The sequence below is a fragment of the Phytohabitans sp. LZ39 genome (assembly GCF_059359075.1).
This window is the reverse complement of the sequence record NZ_JCADBM010000015.1, coordinates 23,753-47,294: the sequence shown is the minus strand read 5'-3', so window position 1 is coordinate 47,294 and position 23,542 is coordinate 23,753. Positions and strand designations below refer to the sequence as shown.

Below are 23,542 nucleotides of genomic sequence, written 5' to 3'. Positions count from 1 at the left end.
ACCGCGATGACTGGGGACGACGCCCTCCGCCGGGACGAGGCCGATCCTGGCCACCGCGAGCTTTTCCACATCCCGCCGGGTACCGCCTACTTCGCCGGCAACTCGCTGGGCCTCCAGCCCAAGGCGACCGTGCCGGAGCTGCTGGCCGACCTCGACGACTGGGCCAGGCTCGGCGTCGAGGGGCACCTGGAGGGCGGCCGGCCGTGGCTGCCCTACCACGAGCTGCTGACCGAGCGGGCGGCCCGGCTCGTCGGCGCGCTGCCCACCGAGGCGGTCGTGATGAACTCCCTGACCGTCAACCTCCACCTGCTGATGGTCTCGTTCTACCGGCCGGCCGGCGACCGCACCCAGATCCTGATCGAAGACACAGCCTTTCCCTCCGACAGCTACGCGGTCCGCAGCCAGGCCCGCTTCCACGGCCTCGACCCGGACACCACCGTGGTACGCCTCGCGCGCACCGAGGACGTTTTCGCGTACCTGGGTTCGCACGGCGACCGGGTCGCGCTGGTACTGCTCGGCGGCGTGAACTACCTGACCGGCGAGCTGCTGGACATCCCCGCGATCACGCGCGCCGGCCGGGCGGCCGGTGCCGTGGTCGGCTGGGACCTCGCGCACGCGGCCGGCAACGTGCCGCTGCGCCTGCACGACTGGGACGTCGACTTCGCCGCGTGGTGCTCGTACAAGTACCTCAACGGCGGGCCGGGAGCCCTCGCCGGCGCGTTCGTGCACGAGCGGCACCTGGCCGACCCCACACTGCCGCGCTTCGAGGGCTGGTGGAGCACCGATCCGGCCACCCGCTTCGAGATGGCGCCGGTCGCCCGGCCACCGACCACAGTGGACGCGTGGCAGGTCTCCAACCCGCCCATCTTCTCGATGGGTCCGGTGCGCACCTCCCTGGAGATCTTCGACCGGGTCGGCATGGACGCCTTGCGCGCCCGCAGCCTGCGGCTGACCGGATACCTGCGGGAGCTGCTCGACGAGGCGGTCCCGTTCCTGGAGGTGGCCACCCCGCGCGCGCCGGAGCGGCACGGCTGCCAGCTCTCCGTGCGGATCCCCGACGGCGCGGCCGGCGACGTCACCCGCCGGCTGCGGCACGAGCACGGCGTGATCGCGGACGCGCGCGAGCCCGACGTCGTGCGCTTCGCGCCGGTGCCGCTCTATTCCACGTACCACGACTGCTGGCGCGCGGCGCGTGCGCTGGCCGCGGTCACGAAGGAGGTGTGACGGTGTCTGACTCCGATGTGGCCGTCGTCGGCGCGGGTCTGTGTGGCTGCCTGATGGCGTGCTTCCTGGCCCGGCGCGGCTACCGGGTCACCGTGTACGAGCGGCGGCCCGACCCGCGCACGAGCCAGCCCGAGCGGGGCCGCTCGATCAACCTGGCGCTGTCCGAGCGCGGGCTCAACGCGCTGCGCCAGATCGGCCTCGCCGACCAGGTGATGGCCGACGCGCTGCCGATGCGCGGCCGCATGATCCACCCGGTCGAGGGCGAGCTGGACTTCCAGCAGTACAGTGTGGACGGTCAGCGGGCCATCAACTCGATCAGTCGCGGCGCCCTCAACAACGCGCTGCTCGACGCCGCCGAGCGGGCGCCTGGCGTGCGGGTCGTCTTCGGCCACAAGCTCGTCGGGCTGGAGCCGGCCACCGGCGACATGGTCTTCGAGACCGCCTCCGGGAAGGTGCAGGCCGCGGCGGGCGTGGTGCTCGGCGCGGACGGGGCCGGCTCCGCGGTGCGCGGCCAGCTCCTCGCCCACGACGCGCTCACCGAGTCGCTCGACTTCCTCGACTACGGGTACAAGGAGCTGACCATCCCGCCGGCCGGTGGCGACTTCGCGCTCGACCCGGGCGCGCTGCACATCTGGCCGCGCGGCACGTCCATGATGATCGCGCTGCCCAACCCGGACCACTCGTTCACCTGCACGCTCTTCTGGCCCAACGGCGGCACCCGCAGCTTCGCGTCGTTGAGCAGCCCGGCGGCGGTCGAGCGGCACTTCGCCACCCACTACCCGGACCTCGTGCCGCTCGCGCCCAACCTCGTCGACGACTACCAGCACAACCCGGTCGGGCTGCTCGGCACCGTGCGCTGCGACCCGTGGCACGCGCACGGCCGGGTCGGGCTGATCGGCGACGCGGCGCACGCGATCGTGCCGTTCTACGGCCAGGGCGCCAACTGCGCGATGGAAGACGTCGTCGAGCTGGACCGGTGCCTGGACGGCACCGGCGACGACTGGACGCGGGCGCTGCCGCTCTTCCACGAGCGGCGCCGCGACGACGCTGATGCGATCGCCGAGATGGCGCTCGCCAACTTCGTCGAGATGCGCGACAAGGTCGCCTCACCCGTCTTCCGCCTCGGCAAGCGTGTCGAGCACGCCCTGGAACGCGCGCTGCCCGGCCGTTACGTCTCCCGTTACGAGCTTGTGTCGTTCTCCAACACGCCGTACGCCGAGGTGCGCCGCCGCGTCCAGTGGCAACACCGGGCCGTGGGCGTCGCGGCGCTCCTCGCCGGCGCCGGGCTCGCCGCCGTGGGCATCCGGAGGTGGGCGGCATGACGCTCTGGGATCCACGGTTGGCGACGACCGGCCGCCCGGTCGGGTCGCCCGGCCAGCTGCGCAACTTCGTCGGTGGGCGCTTCGAGTCCGGGCGGGCCTTTTCGAAGGTCTCACCGGTCACCGGCGAGCAGATCTTCGAGGTGGCCGAGGCCGATCAGTCCACGGTGGACGCCGCCGTCGCCGCCGCGCGCGCCGCGCTGCGCGGGCCGTGGGGCCGGCTGGGGGAGCGGGACCGGGCGGCGGTGCTGCGCGGGATCGCCGACGAGCTCGACCGGCGCTTCGACGACCTGGTGACCGCCGAGGTCGCCGACACCGGCAAGCCGGTGAGCCAGGCCCGGACGCTCGACGTGCCGCGCGGGGCGGCCAACTTCCGGGCGTTCGCCGACATCGTCTCCGCCGCGCCGACCGAGTCGTTCACCACGGTCACGCCCGACGGCGGCCGCGCGCTCAACTACGCGGTGCGCAAGCCGGCCGGCGTCGTGGCCGTCATCGTGCCGTGGAACCTGCCGCTGCTCCTGCTCACCTGGAAGGTGGCCCCGGCGCTCGCGTGCGGCAACGCCGTCGTAGTCAAGCCCTCCGAGGAGACACCGGCCTCCGCGACGGTGCTGGCCGAGGTGATGGCCGCGGCCGGCGTCCCCGACGGCGTCTTCAACCTGGTACACGGCTTCGGTCCCGACTCGGCCGGCGAGTTCCTGACCCGCCACCCAGGGGTCGACGCGATCACCTTCACCGGCGAGTCGGCCACCGGCAGCGCCATCATGCGGGCCGCCGCCGACGGGGTGAAGGCGGTCTCGTTCGAGCTGGGCGGCAAGAACGCCGGGCTCGTCTTCGCCGACGCCGACCTCGACGCGGCGGTCGACGGCTCGGTCCGCTCCAGCTTCACCAACGGCGGCCAGGTGTGCCTGTGCACCGAGCGGCTGTACGTGCAGCGGCCGGTCTTCGACGAGTTCGTCGAGCGGCTCGGCAAGCGCGCCGCGGCCTTGCCGTTCGGCTGGCCGTCCGACGAGGGCACCGGCACGATGCCGCTCATCTCCCGCCAGCACCGCGAGAAGGTGCTCGGCTACTACGACCTGGCCCGCACCGAGGGCGCCTCGGTCGTGGCCGGTGGCGGGGTGCCGGCGCTCGGCGACGCCCGCGACGGCGGCGCGTACGTGCAGCCGACCGTCCTCACCGGACTGTCCAACGCCGACCGTACCAACCGCGAGGAGATCTTCGGACCGGTGTGCCACATCGCACCGTTCGACGACGAGGAGGAGGCGTTCACGCTGGCGAACGACAGCCAGTACGGCCTGGCCGCCACGGTCTGGACCCGCGACGTCGGGCGGGCGCACCGCGCCGGCGCCGGCCTGGACGCCGGGATCGTGTGGGTCAACACGTGGTTTCTGCGCGACCTGCGCACCCCGTTCGGCGGGGTCAAGGCGTCCGGCGTGGGGCGCGAGGGTGGCGTGCACTCGCTCGCCTTCTACTCCGAGCTGACCAACGTCTGCGTGGACCTGTCATGACCGCAGCGGCTCTTCTCACCGAGGCTTACCGGACCGGGGTCCCGTGCCCACCGCTGCGTGGAACGCATATCCCGGTGGGCGATGTGGACGCCGCGTACGCGGTGCAGCGCGAGCAGGTCGACGCCTGGCTCGCCGCCGGTCGCCGCCAGGTCGGCGCGAAGATCGGCCTGACCGCGCGGGCGGTGCAGGAGACGTTCGGCGTGTTCCAGCCCGACTTCGGCGTGCTGATGGCCGACGCGGCCGTACCCGACGGCGCCGAGATCGCGCTCGACCGCCTCTTGCAGCCGCGGGTCGAGGCCGAGGTGGCGTTCGTGCTCGGCGCCGACCTCGTGGAGCCACAAGTGACCACGGTCGACGTGATCCGGGCGACCGACCACCTGCTGCCCGCCATCGAGGTGGTCGACTCGCGGGTCGCCGGCTGGGACATCTCCATCGTGGACACGGTCGCGGACAACGCGTCCAGCGGCCTGTTCGTGCTCGGCACCCGCCCCGTCCGGCTCTCCGATGTGGACCTTCGGCTGTGCGGCGCGGTGCTGGAACACGCCGGCGAGCCGGTCTCGGTCGGCGCCGGCGCCGCGTGCCTCGGCAACCCGCTGCACGCCGTCGCGTGGCTGGCGGCCACCCTGGCCACCGCCGGGCAACCGCTGCGCGCGGGTGACGTGGTGCTCTCCGGCGCGCTCGGGCCGATGGTGCCGGTCACTCCCGGCGCCGCGTACGAGGCGCGGATCTCCGGGCTGGGCTCGGTGCGCGCCTGCTTCGACAAGGGGGCGGTGTGATGACGACCGGGGTGGCGGTCATCGGTTCGGGCAACATCGGCACCGATCTGATGATTAAGGTCCTGCGGCTCTCCACATCCTTGAGAATGGTGGCCATGGCCGGCATCGATCCGGAGTCCGACGGCCTGGCCCGCGCCGGGCGGCTCGGTGTCGCCACGACGGCGGGCGGCATCGACGGGCTCGTCGCGATGCCCGAGTTCGCCGACGTCGGCATCGTCCTCGACGCCACGTCGGCCGGCGCGCACCACCGCCACGCGGAGGTGCTCCGCGAGCACGGGCGGCTGGTGGTCGACCTGACGCCGGCGGCCGTCGGCCCGTACGTGGTGCCGCCGGTCAACCTCGACCAGCACCTGCGCGAGCCGAACGTCAACATGGTCACCTGCGGCGGTCAGGCCACGGTGCCGATCGTCGCCGCCGTCGCCGCGGTCACGCCGGTCGGGTACGCCGAGATCGTCGCCGCCATCGCCTCCCGCTCGGCCGGGCCCGGCACCCGCGCGAACATCGACGAGTTCACCGTGACGACCGCGCGGGCCCTGGAGGTGGTCGGCGGGGCCGGCCGCGGTAAGGCCATCATCGTGCTCAACCCGGCGGACCCGCCGATGCTGATGCGCGACACCGTCTACTGCCTGTGTCCCGACCCATCCGCCGACCGGGAGCGGATCGCCGCGTCGGTGGGGGAGATGGTGGCAAGCGTCCAGCAGTACGTGCCCGGATACCGCCTCAAGCAGGACGTGCAGTTCGCGTCCACCCCGGACGGTCTACAGGTGACGGTCTTCCTGGAGGTCTCCGGTGCCGGGCACTACCTGCCCGCGTACGCCGGAAACCTGGACATCATGACGTCGGCGGCCCTGCGTACCGCGGAGCGCATGGTGGCGTTGCGGGGTGCGTTCGCATGAGCCTCTACATCCAGGACGTGACGCTGCGGGACGGCATGCACGCCTCGCGGCACAGCTTCACCGTCGACCAGGTGCGCGAGATCGCCGCCGCGCTCGACGCCGCCGGGGTCGCCGCCATCGAGGTGGCGCACGGCGACGGCCTCGCCGGTTCGAGCCTCAACTACGGGCGCGGCGCGCACACCGACGCCGAGTGGATCGCGGCCGCCGCCGAGGTGGTCCAGCGGGCCACGCTCACCACGCTGCTGCTGCCCGGCATCGGCACCATCGACGACCTGCGCGCCGCTCGCGACCTCGGCGTGACGAGCGTGCGGGTCGCCACCCACTGCACCGAGGCGGACATCGCCGCCCAGCACATCGGCTGGGCCCGGGAAAGCGGCATGGACGTGTCCGGATTCCTGATGATGTCGCACATGAACGACCCGGCCGGCCTCGCCGCGCAGGCCAAGCTGATGGAGTCGTACGGCGCGCACTGCGTGTACGTGACCGACTCCGGCGGCCGGCTGCTGATGCGCGACGTGGCCGCGCGCGTGGACACCTACCGCGAGGTGCTCGACCCGGCGACCCAGATCGGCGTCCACGCCCACCACAACCTCTCGCTCGGCGTGGCCAACTCGGTCGTCGCCGTCGAGCACGGCGCGACCCGCGTCGACGCGGCCCTCGCCGGGCACGGCGCCGGCGCCGGCAACGCACCCCTCGAGGTCTTCGCCGCCACCGCCGACCTGATGGGGTGGGCGCACGGGTGCGACGTGTTCGCGCTGATGGACGCGGCCGACGACCTGGTCCGCCCGCTTCAGGACCGGCCGGTGCGGGTCGACCGGGAGACCCTCTCGCTCGGCTACGCGGGCGTGTACTCGAGCTTCCTGCGGCACGCCGAGGCCGCCGCCGACCGCTACGGCGTCGACGTGCGCACGATCCTCGTCGAGCTCGGCCGCCGCGGCATGGTCGGCGGTCAGGAGGACATGATCGTCGACGTCGCGCTCGATCTGGTGAAGGAGGGCGCACGGTGAGCGACCTGGCTGAGCGGCTCGACGCGGCGGCGCGTGACGGTGTGGCCATCCCGCAGATCGTCTCCGCCGCCGGGCTGGACGCGGCCGACGCCTACACGGTGCAGGAGGCCCTCGTGGCGCGGCGGCTCGCCCGGGGTGAGCGGCTCGTCGGCATCAAGCTGGGCCTCACCAGCCGCGCGAAGATGGCACAGGTCGGCGTCGACGAAGTGATCTGGGGCCGCCTGACCGATGCGATGGCGATCGCCGACGGCGCCACTGTGGACACTTCGGGCTACATCCATCCGCGGATCGAGCCCGAGGTGGCCTTCCTCCTCGACGCCTCCGGAAACGCCACGGCCGTGGCCCCGGCGTTGGAGATCATCGACTCCCGGTACGCCGACTTCAAGTTTTCGCTGGCGGACGTCATCGCCGACAACTCCTCCGCGGCGGCGTTCGCCATCGGGGATTGGAAGCCCTTGCCTGGCGGCTTGGACAACCTCGGCGTGCTGCTGGAAGTCGACGGCCGGGTGGTCCAGATCGGATCGACGGCGGCGATTCTGGGCGACCCGCGGCGGGCGGTTTCCTGGGGTGTCCGCCTCGCAGGCAAGGTCGACCCGGGCTGGGTGCTGCTAGCCGGCGCGGCCACGGCGGCGGTCCCCTTGGCACCTGGTGTCCATGTGCGCGCGGTCGTCGAGGGCCTCGGCACGGTGGCGGTGCGGACAGCATGATCGTCGACGGCATGGCCCGCCCACGCGGCCGCTTCCCGCACGTGAAGGTCGCGGGCGGCTTCGCGTTCGTCTCCGGCACCTCCAGCCGCCGGCCGGACAACACCATCGCCGGCGCCGCCGTCGACGAGCTGGGCACGACCACATTGGACATCCGCGAGCAGACCCGCGCCGTCATCGAGAACATCCGCGAGATCCTCCGCTCCATCGGCGCGGACCTCCGCGACCTCACCCAGGTCACCACCTACCTGGTCAACATGAACGACTTCGGCGGCTACAACGAGGTGTACGCCGAGTTCTTCGACGAGACCGGACCGGCCCGCACCACCGTCGCCGTGCACCAGCTGCCACACCCGCACCTGCTGATCGAGATGCAAGCCGTGGCCCTTCTACCGTAAAAGGGAGTTGCCATGTCCGAGGTCGCGCAACCGGTGAGCTTCCCGAGCTGGCTCGCCGAAAACCAGCATCTGCTCAAGCCACCGGTGGGCAACAAGCAGATGTTTCCGACGGGGTCCGACTTCATCGTGATGGTGGTCGGCGGACCCAACCAGCGCACCGACTTCCACGTCGACCCCTACGAAGAGTTCTTCTATCAGATCAAAGGCAACATGCACCTCAACGTGATGACGCCCGACGGCCCCGACACCATCCACATCAAGGAAGGCCACATGTGGGTGCTGCCGGGCAACATGCCGCACTCGCCGCAGCGCCCCGAGGAGGGCTCGGTCGGGCTCGTCGTGGAACGGGTCCGCGAGGAGGGCACGCTGGAGAAGTTCCAGTGGTACTGCCCCGAGTGCGGCAACCTGGTGCACGAGGTGGAGCTCCAGGTGCGCGACATCGTGGTCGACCTGCCCCCGGTCTTCCAGGCGTTCTACGCCGACGAGACCGCCCGCACCTGCGACAAGTGCGGCACGCTCCACCCGGGCAAGGGATGACGCACCGACCGGTGTACGACGTGCACACGCACGTCGTGCCCAAGGGCTGGCCGGACCTGGCCGCCGAGTGCGGTGGGACCGGCTGGCCCTGGCTCCGCGTAGACAACGAGCGCGCCGCCATGCTCATGCTGGGCGAGCGCGAGTGGCGGCCCATCCAATCCGCCTGCTGGGACGCACCGACCCGACTGTCCGACATGGACGCCGACGGCATCGACGTCCAGGTGGTCTCGCCCACCCCGCTCTTCTTCTCCTACGACCGCCCGACGGACCAGGCGATTCGCGTCGCCCGCATCTTCAACGACCTCGTGCTGGAGTGCGCGGCCGCGGGCGGCGACCGGCTGATCCCGTTCTGCCAGGTCCCCTTGCAGGACCCGGACGCCGCCAGCGCGGAGCTAGACCGCTGCCTGGCCGCCGGCCACGCCGGCGTAGAGATCGGAAACCACGTAGGCGACCGCGACCTCGACGACCCAGGTGTGGTGGAGTTCCTCAAACACTGCGCGGCGGTGGGAGCGCCCGTGTTCGTACACCCGTGGGACATGCCCGACAGCCCCAGGCTGGACCGGTGGATGGCCCGCTGGCTGACCGGCATGCCGGCCGAGACCCACCTCTCCCTATTGGCGATGATCCTCGGCGGCGTCTTCGACGAGGTGCCCGATTCGCTGCGGATCTGCTTCGCGCACGGCGGGGGCAGCTTCCCGTATTGGCTCGGCCGGGCCGACAACGCCTGGCACCGGCGGGGGGATCTGGTGCGGGGGCGCTCGGCGCACCCGCCGAGCCACTACCTCGGGCGCTTCTATGTGGACAGTGTGGTGTTCGAGGAGCCGGCATTGCGCCTGCTGGTCTCGGTGGTCGGCGAAGACCGGGTGATGGTCGGCAGCGACTACCCGTACCCACTCGGCGAGCGCCCAGCGGGTCAGGTGGTGCGCAAGTCCGAATTCCTGACCGACGAACAACGGACGAAACTCATGAGCGCCAATGCCGCACGATTTCTGGGACACCGCGCGTCAGATCCGGCTAGCGGTCCGGAACCTGACAGGAACTGACGTTTTCTGGTGCGAATGTTCAAGCCAACTATCGTACAGTCATCCGCCACACGATTTGCTGACTGGTCCCATATGAGATCTGTAGATTAGATTCGGGGTGTGACGGGCGAGCAACACTCCGCGTTCGCGGGTCATCTCCGCGACGCCCTGATTCGCCTGCTCGATGCTGTGACGCCCGCGCAGCTCGCGGTGGCCGGCGAGACGCTCCGGCCCACTCAGGACGATCTTCCGTGGCACGACACCGCCGCGGTCGTCGAGCGCATCGCCGCGATGTCGGCTGATGCGGCCGGGATTCCGCCGTTGCTGGCATTCGCCGCCAGGATAGGTGCGGAGGCTCCGAGCGGCCTGGCCGCGGAGATCGACCGATGGATCGACGTGGCCGCCGCCGCCAGTGGCACCGATCGTTCCACCGTCCGGCACTGGCTCCGACAAAACCCCACGAAACACGAGACACCACCCAATAATGGTTCGCAGCGGATCTTGTCAAGGGGGGAGTCGGGAGCCGTCACGGTGATCGGCCGGAGCGCATCGGCTGTGCGGGAGCCGACCGGAGCGCCCCAGGAGAGCGGCAGGCGGCTGCCGATCTGGGGCGGTGTGCCGGCGCGCAACGCCGCGTTCACCGGCCGGGCGGGTCTCCTGCTCGCCCTACAGCGGGCGTTGGAGCGGCGTTCCAAGGCCTCGGTGTTGCCGCGCGTGCCGCACGGGATGGGCGGTGTGGGAAAGACGCAGCTCGTCACCGAATACGCGTACCGGTACGCGGACCGCTATGACATCGTCTGGTGGATTCCCTCCGAGCAACAGTCGCTTGTGCTCCAGTCGCTGCACGAGCTCGGCCGGCGCCTCGACACGCCCGCGACCGCGGACCTCCAGCAGGCCGCCAGTCTCGTGCTGGAGGAGCTGGCGGCCAGCTCGCTGCGCTGGCTCCTGATCTACGACAACGCCAACGAGCCGGAGGACATCACCCGGCTGATACCCGTCCGGGGCGGCCACGTCGTGCTCACTTCGCGCGACCAGACCTGGTCGGAGGTCTGGGACCCGATACAGGTGGGCGTTTTCGAGCGGGCCGAAAGCATCGAGTTGCTCCGGAAGCGGAGCGGGAGCATGTCGGCGGCGGACGCCGACCGTCTGGCGGCCCGGCTCGGTGACCTGCCGCTCGCGCTGGACCAGGCGGTCTCGTGTCAGGTCGCCACCGGCTTGTCGGTTACCGAGTACCTCGCGGAGCTCGACCAGCAGGTGCACGAGCTGTCGAGGCCGGAGTCGCTCCGTCCCACGATCGTCGCGCTCGTGCGGCTCACCATCAAGCGGCTGCGGGACGCCGCGCCGGCGGTGGCCGATCTGCTGGAAATGTTCGCGTTCCTCGGCGCGGAGCCGATCTCCGGCGAGCTGTTGCGGCGGGGCAAGGACGCGCGTGTCTCGCCGGCGCTGGGTGCCGCGCTTCGCGACCCGGTCGCCTGGGAGCGGGTGATCCACGATCTGCGCCGGTACGGTCTGGCCAAGGTCGACCCGGACCAACGTATCCACGTGCACCGGCTCTTCCAGGCGGTACTGCGGGACGAGCTGAGAGAAGAGGCGGCCCAGCGTGGCCTGGGCAACGTGCAGCGCCTGCTGGCGGCGGCGAACCCCGGGGATCCGATAGACCAGGCCACCTGGCCGTTCTACGCCGAGTTGGGGCCGCACATCGGTCCGGCCGGTCTGATTGACTCCGACCTGCTCGACGCCCGCCGCGCCTTTCTCGAGCAGGCGCGATACCTGAACATCACCGGCGACACCGAAGGCTGCCGGCGTCTGGCGGAGGCGGCGGTCCAGGTGTGGTCGAAGGTTGAAGGAGTGCGGAGCCTCGGGCCGGACGGCGAGTTGACCCTGCGCGCCACCCTCTGCCTCGCGATCACGTTGCGGCAGCTGGGTTTCAACGACCGGGCGTGGAGTCTCACCAGAAGCGCGTTCGAGCGGCTGCGGCACCATCCCGCGTTCGGGCCGGACCACGTGTACACGCTGGCCGCCGTGGACGGGCTCGCGGTGAGTCTGCGCGTCGCCGGTCTTTTTCGTGAGGCCATGGAGTGGGACCGGGAAAACGTCGATCGGCACCTGAGGGTTTTCGGTGGCGAGCACGAGAGGACGCTCCGGGCCCGCACCAACCTCGCCGTCAACCTTCGGATGCTGAGCGACTTCGCCGGAGCTCACCGGATCGACGCCGATGTGGTCCGCACGTGGCAGCGGGCGGTGGGCCAAGACGACCGCCGGTTGCTTTTCGCCCAGGCCAACCTCGCGCGTGACCTGTACGGCCTCGGTCGCTACGCCGAGGCGCTCGCACTCATCCGGAAGGTCGTTCCCCCGTTTCGCCGGCAGCTGGGTGCCGCACATCCGAACGTGTTGCTGGCCAGCCGCACGCTCGCCATCACACTGCGGAAGGCGGGCCGGTACGAGGAGGCGCTGGCGGCAGCGGCCGAGCACGACCGCGACAGCGAGCGGCGGTACGGGCCCCAGCACGAGCATGCCCTCGCAGCCGCGATGACCCACGCGAACACGCTCCGCGTCACCGGCGACCTGGCCGCCGCGCACGGTCGCGCGGCGGCGACGATGGACCAGTACGTCCTCGTGTTCGGGGAGGGCCACCCGCTCGCACTGACGGCGGCGGTCAACCTCGCGATCGTGCTGCGCGAACTGGGCCAGCTGGCGCAGGCACGCGAGCTGGACGAGCGTGCCCATGCCCGGATGAACGAGGTGCTCGGACCCGAGCACGAGTTCACACTGAGTGCGGCCGTCGGCCTCGCGAACGACCTCGCGTTGGCGGGCGAGTTCGAGGCGGCGCGGCGACTCTCCGCGGCGACCCTCCAGATCTCGCAGCGGGCCCGCGGCCAGCCGCATCCGTACACAGTGGCCTGTGCGGTCAACGCGGGGCTGGACGCGGTGTCGACAGGTCGGGGCGACGAAGGCCGGTCACTGATCGACGAGGCGGTGACAGCGCTCGCCGCGCTGCTCGGTGCCGACCATCCGGAGACGGTGGCCGCGCGCGAGGGACGCCGGGCCGAATCCGACATCGAGCCGGCGCCGACGTAGCGGCCGCTCAGTCTCGAAGGGTCGACGGCGGCACGGCGTCATACGCCGTGTACCGCTCCGTGGGCTGCCGGCGCGACACGAACTGCTCCGTGATGACCGTCAACATCGGATGCCCGCCGTCGAAAACATCGTCTATCGACCAGCGTGTGAGGTCGGGTATCGCCGCCGGCTCGTGTCGCAGAACGTCCACGCCCTCGGGCATCGTGCCACTCCGTCTCGTCCCACGGTGGTTTTGGCAGCCACCACGGTAACGGGCGGGGTGCGACACGCCAGTTTGCCACGCCGAAGTCAGGTGGTGCTGCCGTGCGCGGCGTAGTGTTCGCCGGACTGGCGCATATCCTCCACGAGGCGCCGCATCGAGCTTGTCAGCGCGGACTCGCCGGAGCCGAGCACGTCGTCGAGAGAGTGCGCGGTGAGGTCGGCGATGGGTGTGACACCGTCGCCCTCAGCGGGAGGGCGCTCCGCTTCCGCCATGTCCGTGCCTTTCCGCCGCGTCGAGACAGAATGATAGGGACGCAGGCTTTTTGGCACCATGCCGCCTGTCGGTTGGCAGCCTATCGTGTCACCCATCTCCTCGATGGTGGTTCGGGCTAGCGTGCCCAGGTCCGCCGCCGTCGCTCCACGGCCTCGACCGCCCATCTCGCCGCCGGCGCCGGCACGCGCTCGGCGCCGAGCGCGTCCACCGACTGCCGCAGGCCCTCCGCGAAGGCATGACCCGCCGGCGTCAGCTCCGTCGAGCTCTTCAACTCGGCGACGCCGTGTGCGACCTGTTCGCGCGCGAACGCGAACTCGCGGGTGGCCGACTCCTCGAGCCCGGGAGCCGACCGGAGGCCGCGCCAGGTGTCCGCCACACCCAGGAACGCGTAGACGCCTTGGAGTAGAGCGCCGGTGGGCCGGGCGTCCGAACGCCACAGCACGTTATGCCCCTCCCGCCCGTCCGGCCGGCAGAGCGGCACGAGGTCGAGCAGCGCGCTCAGCTTGGAGTGCTGGAACTCGTGGACGAGCGTGACGGCCAGGTCGGCGGGGGTGCGGGGCCGGGCGAGGCCCAGAGTCCCGAACACGTCCCGCGCGGTCGCACTGCGCGCCACGCCGTCGTCCCTCGTCACCAGCGGCACCACCGAGCGCAGCCCGGCGGCCAGCTCGGCGGCGCGCTCCGGGACGAACTTCGCCAGCATCGGCCACGCCTCGCCGTGCAACTCCTGCCACCGCCGGAAATCGCCCTCCGGCAGCCGGTCCGCCGGCGGCGCGTGGTAGCAGTTCCGGTACGGGTTGGTGTCCTCCAGCGCCAGCGAGCCGTCCAAGCCGTCATGGCGGGCGACAAGGCGGCGCAGCGCCCGCCAGCCAGGCTCGCCCTCGGCGACCCGTACCTTCGTCGTGCCGGCGGTGATCGTGGCTTGGCCGCCGCTGACCGCTACGACAGCGGGACCGTCCGAGTCCAGAAAGGCGTTCCCGAGCGTCGGCAGCGTGACGGTGCCGACCAGCGTCCGCGTCCGTATCTCGGCGTCCATCCCGGTGCGGCGCGCGGCGGCGGCGGCCACCGCACCCAGCTGTGCGAGGTCGGCCTCGAGCGGGCCGACATGCTCCACCTCTTCACCGGTGAGCCGCCGGGTGGTCCGTGCCGCCCAGGCGCCGACCATCGGATCGGTCATCAGGTAGGCGACTTCGTCCGGGTCGCGCCGCTGGGCCCAGCCGAACACCTCCACCGCGGCCGCGCGGTTCGGGTCGCCGGAGTACGCGTCGGCGAGGTACCGGAGCAGCAGCAGGTGCTTGCTGTGTTGGACGCGGACGAGATGCCTCACCGCCGCCGGACCGCCGAGCCCCGAAGCCAGGCCGGCGAACGCTTCGGCTGGCAGGTCATGGAACGTGATCATGGGTTGGTTTCCAGGCGGGCGCGCAGGTTGTCGATGTCGACGTCGGCGTGTACGCGTCGTTTGACGTGCTGGACGAGTCGCAGCATGTCGGCACAGTAGGCGGTCGGGTTGAGGAAACCCGTACCCGGGCGGTAGCGGTGGGCGTAGTGCCCGCCGCCGCAGATCGTGTGCTCGGGGCAGTCCCGGCAGGTGGCGGAGAGCGCGGCGAGGCCGATCTGGCGGGCGACGATTCCGGGGTGCTCGAGAGCCTGGTCGAGGGTGTTGGCGAAAACCGTCAAACCGGTCGCGGAGGCCCCGTGGTATGCCGACTTGAGCGAGTCGACCTGCTCGATGGCTCCGTCGGACTCCACCACGACGACCGCGACAGGGCTGAGGCCGATCTGCTCCGAGCGACCGCGGCCGCCCAGGATCAGCCCGATGACGTCCTCGAAGAGCCTTACCCTCGTCTCCTCCCGGGGCGCGCCGGACCAACGATCGAAGGCCTTGACCAGCCAGTCGCCGAATGGGGTAGGGCCTGCGCCGGCCGCACGCTTCGGCAGGTCCAACCAGTTGGCGTGCGGCAGGAGGAAGTCGATTGTGGGCGGCCCGTACTGGATGAGCGCCTCGTAGCAGGCGACGGGATCTGTGTCCGGGTCGACCGTGCAGAGCAGCCCGGCGAAGGCCGACCGGTACTCGGGGGCACTCAGGAGCCGGATCGCGCGGTCGACCGCCGCGAAGCTGCTCTTCCCGTCGGCGCGCCGGCGGTGCCGATCGTTGTCGACAGGGCTGCCGTCGAGGCTCACCCCGACTGTGACACCCTGCTCGTACAGCGTGTCGAGGACGTCGGCCGTGAGCCGCACACCGTTGGTCTGCATCCGGATCCGCAGCCGGCACAGGCCGTCGAACGCGTCGCGGAAGTCGGAGACCAGCCGGCCCAACCGGTCGGTGCCGGCGAGCAGTGGCTCGCCACCGTGCAGGACGAGCCGCATGGCGTCGAGCTTGTGTATCCGGGCGTGCTCGGCCATCCGGCCGGCCGCCGCGAGCCACGTCTCCCGCGCCATCACCCGGGGGCGATCCCGCCACGACTGGTCCGCCATCGTGTACATGTAGCAGTAGTCGCAGGCGAGGTCGCACCTTTGGTGCACCTTCAACACGACGTCCCGAAAGGGCGTCGGTCGCCAGCCGCCGGCCCGCATCGCGTTCACGTCAAGCGTCGACGGCCAGTCAGCCGGACCAAGAGCCACTGGGAGCCCCAGCGGCACGCCATCAGGAGGCACGGTCAGGCCATCCTCGCGGGCAGCAAGACAAAGCCACAGTTCACGTAATCCTCCCGCAGGGGATATTAGTGTCTCGACGTTCGGCGGTCCGGCGAATCACGCAGGCGGGGGTTCTATTTCGGACTCTCCTGGATGCCCGTCGGCGGCGGCGGTTACCAGCGGGTGCTCCGGGCCGAGCACCCGCCGCAGCTCCGCTATGGCCGAGCCGAGCAGGTCGGCGTCCGGAGTGCCCGCCGGTGCGAGCAAGCCGAGGTCGACCGCACACACCAGCGTCTCTGGGTGCCGCTCACCGCGAACCCGCCGCGCGTCGTCGAGCGTGCTGGCGAGTAGGCGGCGCGCGCGTTCTGTCTCGTGCGCGAGTACCAGGTCGTTGCCGACACCGATGGCGGCGGCGATCGTGTACGGGTGCTGCTGGCCGAGCACCTGGCGTAGCCTGTAGAAGCTGCTCTCACCGAACTGCCGGGCGCGACGCCGTTCGCCCATCGCGCGCAGGATGATGGCCTGGTTCGCGGCCGCGACCAGGCTCAGCGGATTACGCTCCCCGAAATGGCGGCGATATCGGTACATCGCGTCGGTGGCTACATTCCACGCCTGACCCAGGTCGCCGGCCGCGCACAGCGTATTGGCGTACGTCATCATCGCGGCGAGGCTGAGCTCATGGTCGGCGCCTACGTGACCCTGGGTGACGAGATAGAGCCGGCGGGCGTCCTCCAGCGCCGCGGTGACCTGGCCGGTCTTCCGCAGGCCGAGCACGATGGTGCGCCAGGCACTGAGCACCAGGGGATGCCGGTCGCCGAGCCGCTCGCGGTACGCCGGCCAGACGGTCCGCTGAAGCTCCAACGCCTCCGCGTACCTACCGAGCCCGTAGAGATCGCGGGCCACATTGGAAAGTGACAGGAGCGTGCGCTGGTCGTCCGGGCCGAGCGACCGGCGGCGGACCTCCGCGAGCCCCGTGTCGAGGTCGTACGCCGTGCGGAAGTCGCCCATCGCCCGGAGGCTGGCACCCAGGTTGTTACGGGCCGCCAGGGTGTGCGGGTGGGCATCACCGTGGATCCGGCCGTAGCGCTCGACCCGGTCCTGGTCGAGCCTCAGCGCCTCGGCGTACCGGCCGGACACCCGCAGCAGGACAGCGGTGGTGTCGGCGATCTCCAGGGTCGACGGGTGGTCGGGACCGTACTCGGGGTCGGCGAGCAGCCGCTGCCACGCCTCGTCGGCCAGCCGGCGCGACTCGCCGTAGCGGCCGAGGGCGTACAACGCGGCGACGAGCCGGCGTAGGCACGCGAACACCTGGGCGTCCTCCGGGCCGCCCTGCCGCGTCCACGTGGTCCACGCCTCGTGACTGAGCCGGCGGCTGCCCTCGAAGTCTCCGATCTCGTACAGATATGTCGCCTGGTGGACCACCGCCTTCCGACTGTCCGGATCGGACACCTCCATGGCGCGCGCGGGTCGCAGGTGCGGGCCGATCTGCGCGTGCATGTCCCAGGTCAAGGGGTCCAGGGGGTTGCCGGGATTGGCCACCGCGAGCAGCCGGCGGGCGTTGTGGTACGCCCGTTCGCGGACGCGGGTGGGCAACGCGTCGCGGACGATCGCCTGCACCAGCCGGTGTACCTGGAGGGCCTGGCCACCATCGAGGAGCTTGACAAGCCCGTACCGGCGCACCAGGCGGACCGCCTCGTCGAGCAGATCGGGCTGGGCGAGCAGCCGGCCCAGCGGCGGTGGGACCCGACCTCCGGCGCGGCGCAGGAGGGACAGCGGGATCGGGTCGGCGCCCAGGCAGGACAGCAGCTCCAGAAGCTGGCCGGCGGCCAGCGACTCGGCACGCACGTGGTCGGCGGCGACCGCGAAGGCGGTGGCCACGGTCGCGCGGTACTCGCCCGGCTCCGCCGCGGCCAACAGCCCGGTCGCACGCTCGTCCAGCTGGCGGAGATACTCCCGGACCGGGGTCCGCGTCGCCGACTGCATGGCGGCCACCTGTTCGAGCGCCAGCGGCAGATCGCCGAGACGGTCGGCGAGCTGGTCCGCCTCGTCGAAACTGATGTCGTGCCCGCGCGCCCGAAGCAGCTCGATGCTCTCCCGGCGGGCGAAAACGTCCACCTCGATCGAACGGCCCGAGTCGAGCCAAGCCACGTCGCGGGTCGTCACGACGACGTGGCCACCCGCGGCCGGAACGAGCGGCGCGAGCTCCTCCGGCGCACCGGAGTTGTCCAGGACGACCAGCCATCGTAGGCTGCCGAGCTCCAGACGGCTCAGCACGGTGGTAACTGTCTGCGCCATATCGAAGCTCGTCGGCCAGTCCTGCCGCTCGCCCAGCGCGACCAGCGACGCCGTCACCCGTGAGCGGTCTTCGGCGGCGATCCACCAGACCAGGTCGTACTCCTCGGCGTGCCGGTGGGCGTACTCCACCGCGAGCTGCGTCTTACCTACGCCGCCGAGCCCGTAGAGGACCAGGGGCTGCCACGGCTCGCCGACGAGTCGGGTCCTCATCAGCTCCAGCAGGTCGTCGCGTCCGGTGAAGGCCGGGGTGCGGTGCGGTGCCAGGCCCAGGTGGGCCACGCCGGCGGGCGGTGGCGGGGCGTCCGGCGGGGCGGCGGCGGGCGGTGCGGTCGGTGTGGACGGGGGATCGACGGCGGGCGGTGCCGCCCGCGCGAGCCGGTCCGAGGCGGCCAGCCAGAGCGCGTGAAACCGCCGCACCTCCTCGTCCTGGTTCGGCCGATGGACGGCCATGGCGGCCAGGTACCGCACCACACACTCCACCTTGGACCATCGGGCGAGTCCTTCGCCGCGGAGGATGGCGCTGACCGTCTCGTGGCTGACGGTGTCAGGCATCTGGTTCTGTCTGCGGACCTCGGAGCTGATCCGGCGATACGACGGGCGGCCGGCGGCGCGGTGCAGCAGTTGCAGCTCGGCGACGAGGTCCTGCGTCACCTGCCACGCTCCCTGGTCCGCGAATCACTGCCGTCGCTTGGCCGCCAGCTGACAACTAACGTCAATTTCTGGCAGAAACAGCATTCCATATCGAGGCAGTGCCAGGAACACCTTGTAAAGCTTTGTAGGTGACCGGCAGAAACTGATCCGGGGGTGCGCTCATGGCACACCATAGAAATGTGGATACGTTAGTGCAGCCCGGTCCGACCTGCGGATATCACGTAGCGACCGGATTCGAGAATCCGCTGAAAACCCGACCGGTTCCGGCGCCGCCTTTGCAAATTGCATTCCTGACGGTCCCGTCGGATCGCCGCCCGGAAAGATCGATTCAGCCCTCGGTTGCTCGCCGGTTCGACCATCTCCGAGAGATGTCGGTGAATAGCCGGTTCATGGCGCGCGTGATCTCGCGGTGGCTGCCGGCGGTGTGCGAGGACGCCGCGGCGGCCCTCCAGGCGCTGAACCCGGTCCGGCTGACGCCCGGCGACCCGCGGTCCGCCCGCCCGGCCGAACCACACCGATCGCCGCGGCTGCGCGCCAACATGCTGGTGCACAGGCTGACCGTCGCCTCGCCGAGTCGCCGGCGCGGGCCGACCGCCGCGCGCCGTCCGGCCAAGCCGCCACCACCGCCGCGGGCGACCGACGTGGCGGTCCGGCAGGAGCTTGTCGTGCACGTGTTCGCGCCGCTGGACGGGCCGCGGCGCGAGCTGGCGTACCAGCAGGTCCGGCGAATGTGGACGGCTGCCCGGACGTTGCTCCGCACGACGGAGGGGATCGGCCGCGGCGGACCGCCCACGGATCTGCCGGACGAGTGCGCCGAGCTGCCCGCCGGGCCGGTGGTCGCGGCCCAGCAGAGTGCGGATCGGCGGGTGCAGGCGATCCTGCGCCGCGAGCACGACGTGCTCAGCCTGTCGATCGGCTGGCTGGCCGACCCGGACGCGCCGCCCCGGACCTGGGAGGAGTGGGAGGCGCAGTGGGCCGCTGTCGCCGCCGGCGGCACCGAGGAGATGGTCGGCGTGGTCCGGCTCTACATCGGCACGCATCCGGCGGCCCGGCGCGGTGGTCCTCCGGTGCGGCCGTCGGTCGAGTTGGCGGCGGAGCTCGCCGCGGACCTCACCCCGGACGGTGGGACATTGTGGAACGACGGCGTCCTGGTGGACGGGTGCGTGCTGTGGGAGCTGCCTCCGTTCGACGGGCACGCGCGGCGGGAGCGGCGCATCCTCGCGCTGGCGACGCCGGATCGCGAGCGGGACATGAGCGCGCTGGCCTGGTGGCGCGGCGAGGCGGAGCTGGCGCCGCTGGCCCGATACCTGCTCGACGCGGCGAAGGTGCGCTACCAGCTGCGGGTCCGGCAGGCGGCCGAGGTCTCGCTGCGGGCCGCGCTGGCCGGTCGTGCCACGGCGACCGAGATGACGGTCCTGTTGACCCGGCTGGCCGACATGAAGCTCACCGTCGAGATTGCCCGGTCCAATATGGACACGGTGCTGCGGACGATCGATCCGTGGGGCGGCACCCCGGCGGGTGGGCTGTTCGCCGACGACCGGGGGTGCGCGGCGTGGGTGGAGTCGCTGCTCGCCGACGACGTGCGGTACATGTCGAACGCGCATCGGCGGGCACAGCACCTGCTGGACCGTGGGCCGCGGGTCGCCGCCGGCAAGGCGCCGGTGCAGCCGGTGATCGGGCTGGTCACGGCGTTGCCGGAGGAGTTCGCGGCGATGTCCGCGCTGGTCGACGGCGTCGAGGAGTGGTCGGTGGCCGGCGATCCCGCCGAATACGTCTGCGGGACCATGCCCAGCGCCGCGGCGGGCCGGCCGCACCCGGTCGTGCTGACCCTGCTCACCGAGACCGGCACCAACTGGGCCGCTACGGCGGTGGCGAACATGATGCGCAGCTTCGAGTCGGTCGACCAGATCCTGATGGTCGGCATCGCCGCCGGCGTACCCGCGCCCGTCGACCCGCACCGGCACGTGCGGCTCGGTGACGTCGTGGTGGCGACGTGGGGGATCGTCGACTACGACCACGTGGTCGACCGGCCCGACGGGGTCACGTTGCGGCAGGGGTTTCCGCAGCCGTCCGCGTTGCTGACGCATCGGGCGAAAGGGTTGATGGCCGCGGCGTTGCGGGGGCAGCGGCCGTGGGAGGAGGAGCTGGTGGTGCTGCTGCGGGAGTTGCCCGGGTTCGCCCGGCCGGACCCGGCGACCGACCGGCTCTACGCGCACGACGGCCCGGACGCCGGGCAGGTGCGGCATCCCGATCCCGCCGTGTCGGGGCACCGGCCCGGTCTGCCGAAGGTCCACGAAGGACGGATCGGGTCGGCCAACCGCTCGCTGCGCAACGCCGCCCGCCGCGACGCTCTGGCCCGGGAGTTCGACCTGCGGGCGATCGAGATGGAGGGTTCCGGCATCGGCTCGTCCGCGTTCGCCGGCGGGCGGGACTGGCTCGTGATCCGCGGCATCAGCGACTACGGCGACCAGCGCCTGGGCCACCTGTGGCGCGGGTACGCCTCGGCGGCGGCGGCCGCGTACACCCGCGCGCTCCTGCGCCGCTGCCCGCCGATCACCCCGCACGGCGGCCGCGTCGGCGGCTGAGCGCCCCGCCGGGGAGGCCGAACGCCGCACCCGGTGGCGCCGCCGAGGAGAGCGGGTAGCGCGGGCGTCACCGCCCCAGCAGGCTCGCTACCCGCAGCAGTGGCGCGACCAGCGCCGGGATCCGCGAGGGGTCGGTGAGGCGCCCGTGTTCGTACGTCACCAGCTCCGTGCCTTGCAGGCTCCAGTGCGGCACCCGCCCGGCGATGTGTTCCGCCACCAGCGCCGGGCCGAGGAAGCCGCGCACGATGGTCGGGTCGTCCGCGCTCACCCGCCACCGGCTGTCGAACCGCTCGTCGCCGAGGGCCGTGGCGCGGTCGCCGAAGATGCTGCGGCCGAGCTTGGACAGGGCGCCGCGGTGCTGCACCGCGATCGTGGCGCCGGGCCGGTCCAGGTGGACGACCACCACGATGAAATGGTGGGTCGTCGACGACGTGCTGTTGTTGCTCGTGGAGGTCGTCTCCGTGTACCGGTACTCGGCGACGCTGACGTGATGTCCCTGCTGCACGCCGACCAGCGCGCGCGACACGCCCCGGCGGTTGCGGCCGGGCACGCGGGAGGTCCACCCGACCGGCTGCGGCGAGTCGACGATCCGCCATTGGTGCGCGTGGGCCCAGGCCCGCAGGGCCTCGACGCGGCGGCGTTCCTGGCGGACGCCGTGCACGACGGCCAGGACCAGGAGCGCGACCAGCAGGACGCCGCCGAGGCCGAGGAGTGCCGGAACGAGATGATCCACGCCTCCGAGTAAAGCCGATCCGAGCTACCGGGCCGGGGCGGACCGCGCGAGGAGGAAATCCACCACCGCCGTGGCGAAGGTCGGGGTCAGCGCGGGGATGTGGCTGCCGTCTTCGATCGACCACAGCTCGGCCCGCGTCCCGTCCCGGCAGCCCTCGTGCCAGGAGGTCACCGTGGTCTCGGCGCCCGGGAGCGTGGAGTCGAGGTCGATCGGTGCGGCGGCCGTGCCCGCGCGGTCGGCGCAGCCGTCCAGCCCGCGCCACAGCGCTACCGTGTCCTTCGCGGCCGGGTACCGGCGGCCGCCGGTGGTGCTGCCCTCGTAGAGGATGGTGCGGTCGGACGTGCCGTGGATCTGGAGGACGCTGACCGGGCGGGCCGGCTCGCACGCGGCCGGGTCGGCGGTGGCGGCGCCGGCCAGGGAGACCACGGCGGTGACCCGGTCGGCGTGGTCGCAGGCCATGCGGAGCGCCATGAAGCCGCCGTTGGAGTGGCCGACGAAGTAGACCCGCGCGGGGTCGATCGGGTGCTTCGCGGCGACCGTGTCGATGAGCCGCGCGAGGTAGGCCGAGTCGTCCACACCGGACCGGTAGAAGTCGCAGCAGGCCGGCGTAGCGTTCCAGAAGCGCTCGCCGCGCTGGTCAGTCGTGCCCTCGGGCGTCGCGTAGAGGAAGCCGCGGCGGTCGGACTCGGCGGTGAGCTGGAAGTACGACTCCTGCTCGTCGGCGCTCGACGTGTAGCCGTGCAGGAGCACGACGAGCGGCGCCTTGTCGGGGGCGGTGCTCGGCACGTGCAGGCGGAAGGGCCGGCCGTCGAGCTCGAGCTCCACGTCCTCAGTGGCAGGCGTCGACGACGACGAGCACCCCGCCAGCAACAGCAGCACCACCAGCGCGAGCCTTCTCATGGCCACGATCCTGCCTGAAGCTGTCGGACATGCGCCATGGCGCATTCAAGACACTCGTTGTAACCCCGCCGTGTCATATCGAGTCGCATCCTTACGTCTATCGTGCTCGCGGGGAGGGGTTGGGGATGAGTGGAGACCTTGCCGTGCCACTGATCATCGGGATCGCGCCGTCGGAGGCCGAGCGTCGGCACCTTGCCGAGCTGCTCGGCGGGACGGAGGCGTTCCTCATCGTCGCCAGCGTGGAGCAGGCGCGCGAGATCCTCGACGCGGCCGTGCCACGCACGACCACGGACGCCACGTCGAAAACGGACCTGAGCGTCGACTCGGACCGGCGGGTGCTGCGCTGGCTCGACCGGGAGGTGGAGCTGACCCGGCTGGAGCACGACTTCATGCACCGGTTGCTCGACGCGCCGGGCCAGGTCTTCACCTACGAGCGGCTGCACCAGGAGGTCTGGGGCAACCAGCACCTCGGCCGCGGCTCGGACATCCACTCGGTGGTCCGCCGGATCCGCCGCAAGCTCGCCGAGCTGGGGTCCGCCGCGACCATCCACTCTGTACGCGGCGTCGGCTTCAGACTCACCGCGGCCTAGCGAGAAACGATTTCCCGGGTCCGCGTCAGCGGCGGGCCGCCGCTCCCGCCGGAGACCGCGGCGGCCGGCGGCTCGCGGGGCGAGCCGAGATCCCCGGCCTCCGCTGCCATGTCCGCGGTGCAAGACCAACCGCGTGACCACAGCGGACGGGTGAGGCCGCGGGAGCGACGGTCCGGACCACGGCGGACGTCGCGGTAGCTCGAATCTGTCTTTCGA

The 23,542-nt window shown here is 71.6% G+C and carries 20 protein-coding genes; 13 read left to right on the top strand and 7 right to left on the bottom strand.

Annotation, left to right across the window (positions count from 1 at the left end):
- The first annotated feature begins 6 nt into the window (after positions 1-6).
- The 11 genes from kynU to fxsT (AC5L36_RS26635) all read left to right on the top strand — a co-directional run bounded on the left by kynU (position 7) and on the right by fxsT (AC5L36_RS26635) (position 12,466).
- Positions 7-1,224, top strand: coding sequence for a kynureninase (gene kynU / locus AC5L36_RS26685; protein WP_441223014.1), 1,218 nt, complete (start codon positions 7-9; stop codon positions 1,222-1,224).
- Complete coding sequence (locus AC5L36_RS26680; RefSeq protein WP_441223013.1) at positions 1,221-2,546, top strand: FAD-dependent oxidoreductase; 1,326 nt, start codon at positions 1,221-1,223, stop codon at positions 2,544-2,546. Before kynU ends, AC5L36_RS26680 begins: the two co-directional genes overlap by 4 nt.
- Positions 2,543-4,048: a 2-hydroxymuconic semialdehyde dehydrogenase gene (locus AC5L36_RS26675; RefSeq protein WP_441223012.1), complete on the top strand. Its 1,506-nt coding sequence runs from the start codon at positions 2,543-2,545 to the stop codon at positions 4,046-4,048. Before AC5L36_RS26680 ends, AC5L36_RS26675 begins: the two co-directional genes overlap by 4 nt.
- A complete protein-coding gene (locus AC5L36_RS26670; protein WP_441223011.1) occupies positions 4,045-4,824 on the top strand; it encodes a 2-keto-4-pentenoate hydratase in 780 nt (259 codons plus the stop codon). Before AC5L36_RS26675 ends, AC5L36_RS26670 begins: the two co-directional genes overlap by 4 nt.
- A complete protein-coding gene (locus tag AC5L36_RS26665) occupies positions 4,824-5,720 on the top strand; it encodes an acetaldehyde dehydrogenase (acetylating) (protein WP_441223010.1) in 897 nt (298 codons plus the stop codon). The genes AC5L36_RS26670 and AC5L36_RS26665 overlap by 1 nt, the downstream gene beginning before the upstream one ends.
- Positions 5,717-6,727 carry a 4-hydroxy-2-oxovalerate aldolase gene (gene dmpG / locus AC5L36_RS26660; RefSeq protein WP_441223009.1) on the top strand — a complete coding sequence of 337 codons (1,011 nt, stop codon included), beginning with the start codon at positions 5,717-5,719 and terminating at the stop codon, positions 6,725-6,727. The genes AC5L36_RS26665 and dmpG overlap by 4 nt, the downstream gene beginning before the upstream one ends.
- Positions 6,724-7,434 carry a 2-keto-4-pentenoate hydratase gene (locus AC5L36_RS26655; RefSeq protein WP_441223008.1) on the top strand — a complete coding sequence of 237 codons (711 nt, stop codon included), beginning with the start codon at positions 6,724-6,726 and terminating at the stop codon, positions 7,432-7,434. Before dmpG ends, AC5L36_RS26655 begins: the two co-directional genes overlap by 4 nt.
- Positions 7,431-7,829 carry a RidA family protein gene (locus AC5L36_RS26650; protein WP_441223007.1) on the top strand — a complete coding sequence of 133 codons (399 nt, stop codon included), beginning with the start codon at positions 7,431-7,433 and terminating at the stop codon, positions 7,827-7,829. The genes AC5L36_RS26655 and AC5L36_RS26650 overlap by 4 nt, the downstream gene beginning before the upstream one ends.
- Before the next feature lie 12 nt (positions 7,830-7,841).
- Positions 7,842-8,366, top strand: a complete 525-nt coding sequence (locus AC5L36_RS26645; protein WP_441223006.1) for a 3-hydroxyanthranilate 3,4-dioxygenase — start codon at positions 7,842-7,844, stop codon at positions 8,364-8,366.
- Positions 8,363-9,409 (top strand): amidohydrolase family protein, encoded by a 1,047-nt coding sequence (locus AC5L36_RS26640; protein ID WP_441223005.1) that lies wholly within the window; start codon positions 8,363-8,365, stop codon positions 9,407-9,409. The genes AC5L36_RS26645 and AC5L36_RS26640 overlap by 4 nt, the downstream gene beginning before the upstream one ends.
- A 99-nt stretch (positions 9,410-9,508) precedes the next feature.
- Complete coding sequence (fxsT, locus tag AC5L36_RS26635) at positions 9,509-12,466, top strand: FxSxx-COOH system tetratricopeptide repeat protein (protein WP_441223004.1); 2,958 nt, start codon at positions 9,509-9,511, stop codon at positions 12,464-12,466.
- 7 nt (positions 12,467-12,473) lie between these two features.
- On the opposite strand, the gene AC5L36_RS26630 is transcribed toward fxsT (AC5L36_RS26635), so the two are convergent.
- The 5 genes from AC5L36_RS26630 to fxsT (AC5L36_RS26610) form a co-directional block, all read right to left on the bottom strand.
- Positions 12,474-12,656, bottom strand: a complete 183-nt coding sequence (locus AC5L36_RS26630; protein WP_441223003.1) for a hypothetical protein — start codon at positions 12,654-12,656, stop codon at positions 12,474-12,476.
- A 98-nt stretch (positions 12,657-12,754) separates the two neighbouring features.
- Positions 12,755-12,940 (bottom strand): FxSxx-COOH-like cyclophane-containing RiPP peptide, encoded by a 186-nt coding sequence (locus AC5L36_RS26625; protein ID WP_441223002.1) that lies wholly within the window; start codon positions 12,938-12,940, stop codon positions 12,755-12,757.
- A gap of 116 nt (positions 12,941-13,056) precedes the next feature.
- Positions 13,057-14,337, bottom strand: a complete 1,281-nt coding sequence (locus AC5L36_RS26620; protein WP_441223001.1) for an HEXXH motif domain-containing protein — start codon at positions 14,335-14,337, stop codon at positions 13,057-13,059.
- On the bottom strand, positions 14,334-15,512 hold the full coding sequence (locus AC5L36_RS26615; protein ID WP_441223142.1) for an FxsB family cyclophane-forming radical SAM/SPASM peptide maturase: 1,179 nt from the start codon (positions 15,510-15,512) through the stop codon (positions 14,334-14,336). Before AC5L36_RS26615 ends, AC5L36_RS26620 begins: the two co-directional genes overlap by 4 nt.
- A gap of 177 nt (positions 15,513-15,689) precedes the next feature.
- Complete coding sequence (fxsT, locus tag AC5L36_RS26610) at positions 15,690-18,518, bottom strand: FxSxx-COOH system tetratricopeptide repeat protein (protein ID WP_441223000.1); 2,829 nt, start codon at positions 18,516-18,518, stop codon at positions 15,690-15,692.
- A 368-nt stretch (positions 18,519-18,886) separates the two neighbouring features.
- On the opposite strand from fxsT (AC5L36_RS26610), the gene AC5L36_RS26605 reads away from it, so the two are divergent.
- Positions 18,887-21,103, top strand: coding sequence for a CATRA conflict system CASPASE/TPR repeat-associated protein (locus AC5L36_RS26605; RefSeq protein WP_441222999.1), 2,217 nt, complete (start codon positions 18,887-18,889; stop codon positions 21,101-21,103).
- Positions 21,104-21,170: 67 nt separating this feature from the next.
- Here the strand turns inward: AC5L36_RS26605 and AC5L36_RS26600 are convergent, their stop codons facing one another.
- Positions 21,171-21,836 carry a hypothetical protein gene (locus AC5L36_RS26600; RefSeq protein ID WP_441222998.1) on the bottom strand — a complete coding sequence of 222 codons (666 nt, stop codon included), beginning with the start codon at positions 21,834-21,836 and terminating at the stop codon, positions 21,171-21,173.
- 24 nt (positions 21,837-21,860) lie between these two features.
- The gene (locus tag AC5L36_RS26595) at positions 21,861-22,736 is read right to left on the bottom strand and encodes a CE1 family esterase (protein ID WP_441222997.1); all 876 of its coding nucleotides are present in this window, start codon (positions 22,734-22,736) and stop codon (positions 21,861-21,863) included.
- 125 nt (positions 22,737-22,861) lie between these two features.
- On the opposite strand from AC5L36_RS26595, the gene AC5L36_RS26590 reads away from it, so the two are divergent.
- Entirely contained in the window at positions 22,862-23,326 is a 465-nt protein-coding gene (locus tag AC5L36_RS26590) for a winged helix-turn-helix domain-containing protein (RefSeq protein WP_441222996.1), read from the top strand.
- Positions 23,327-23,542 lie beyond the last annotated feature (216 nt).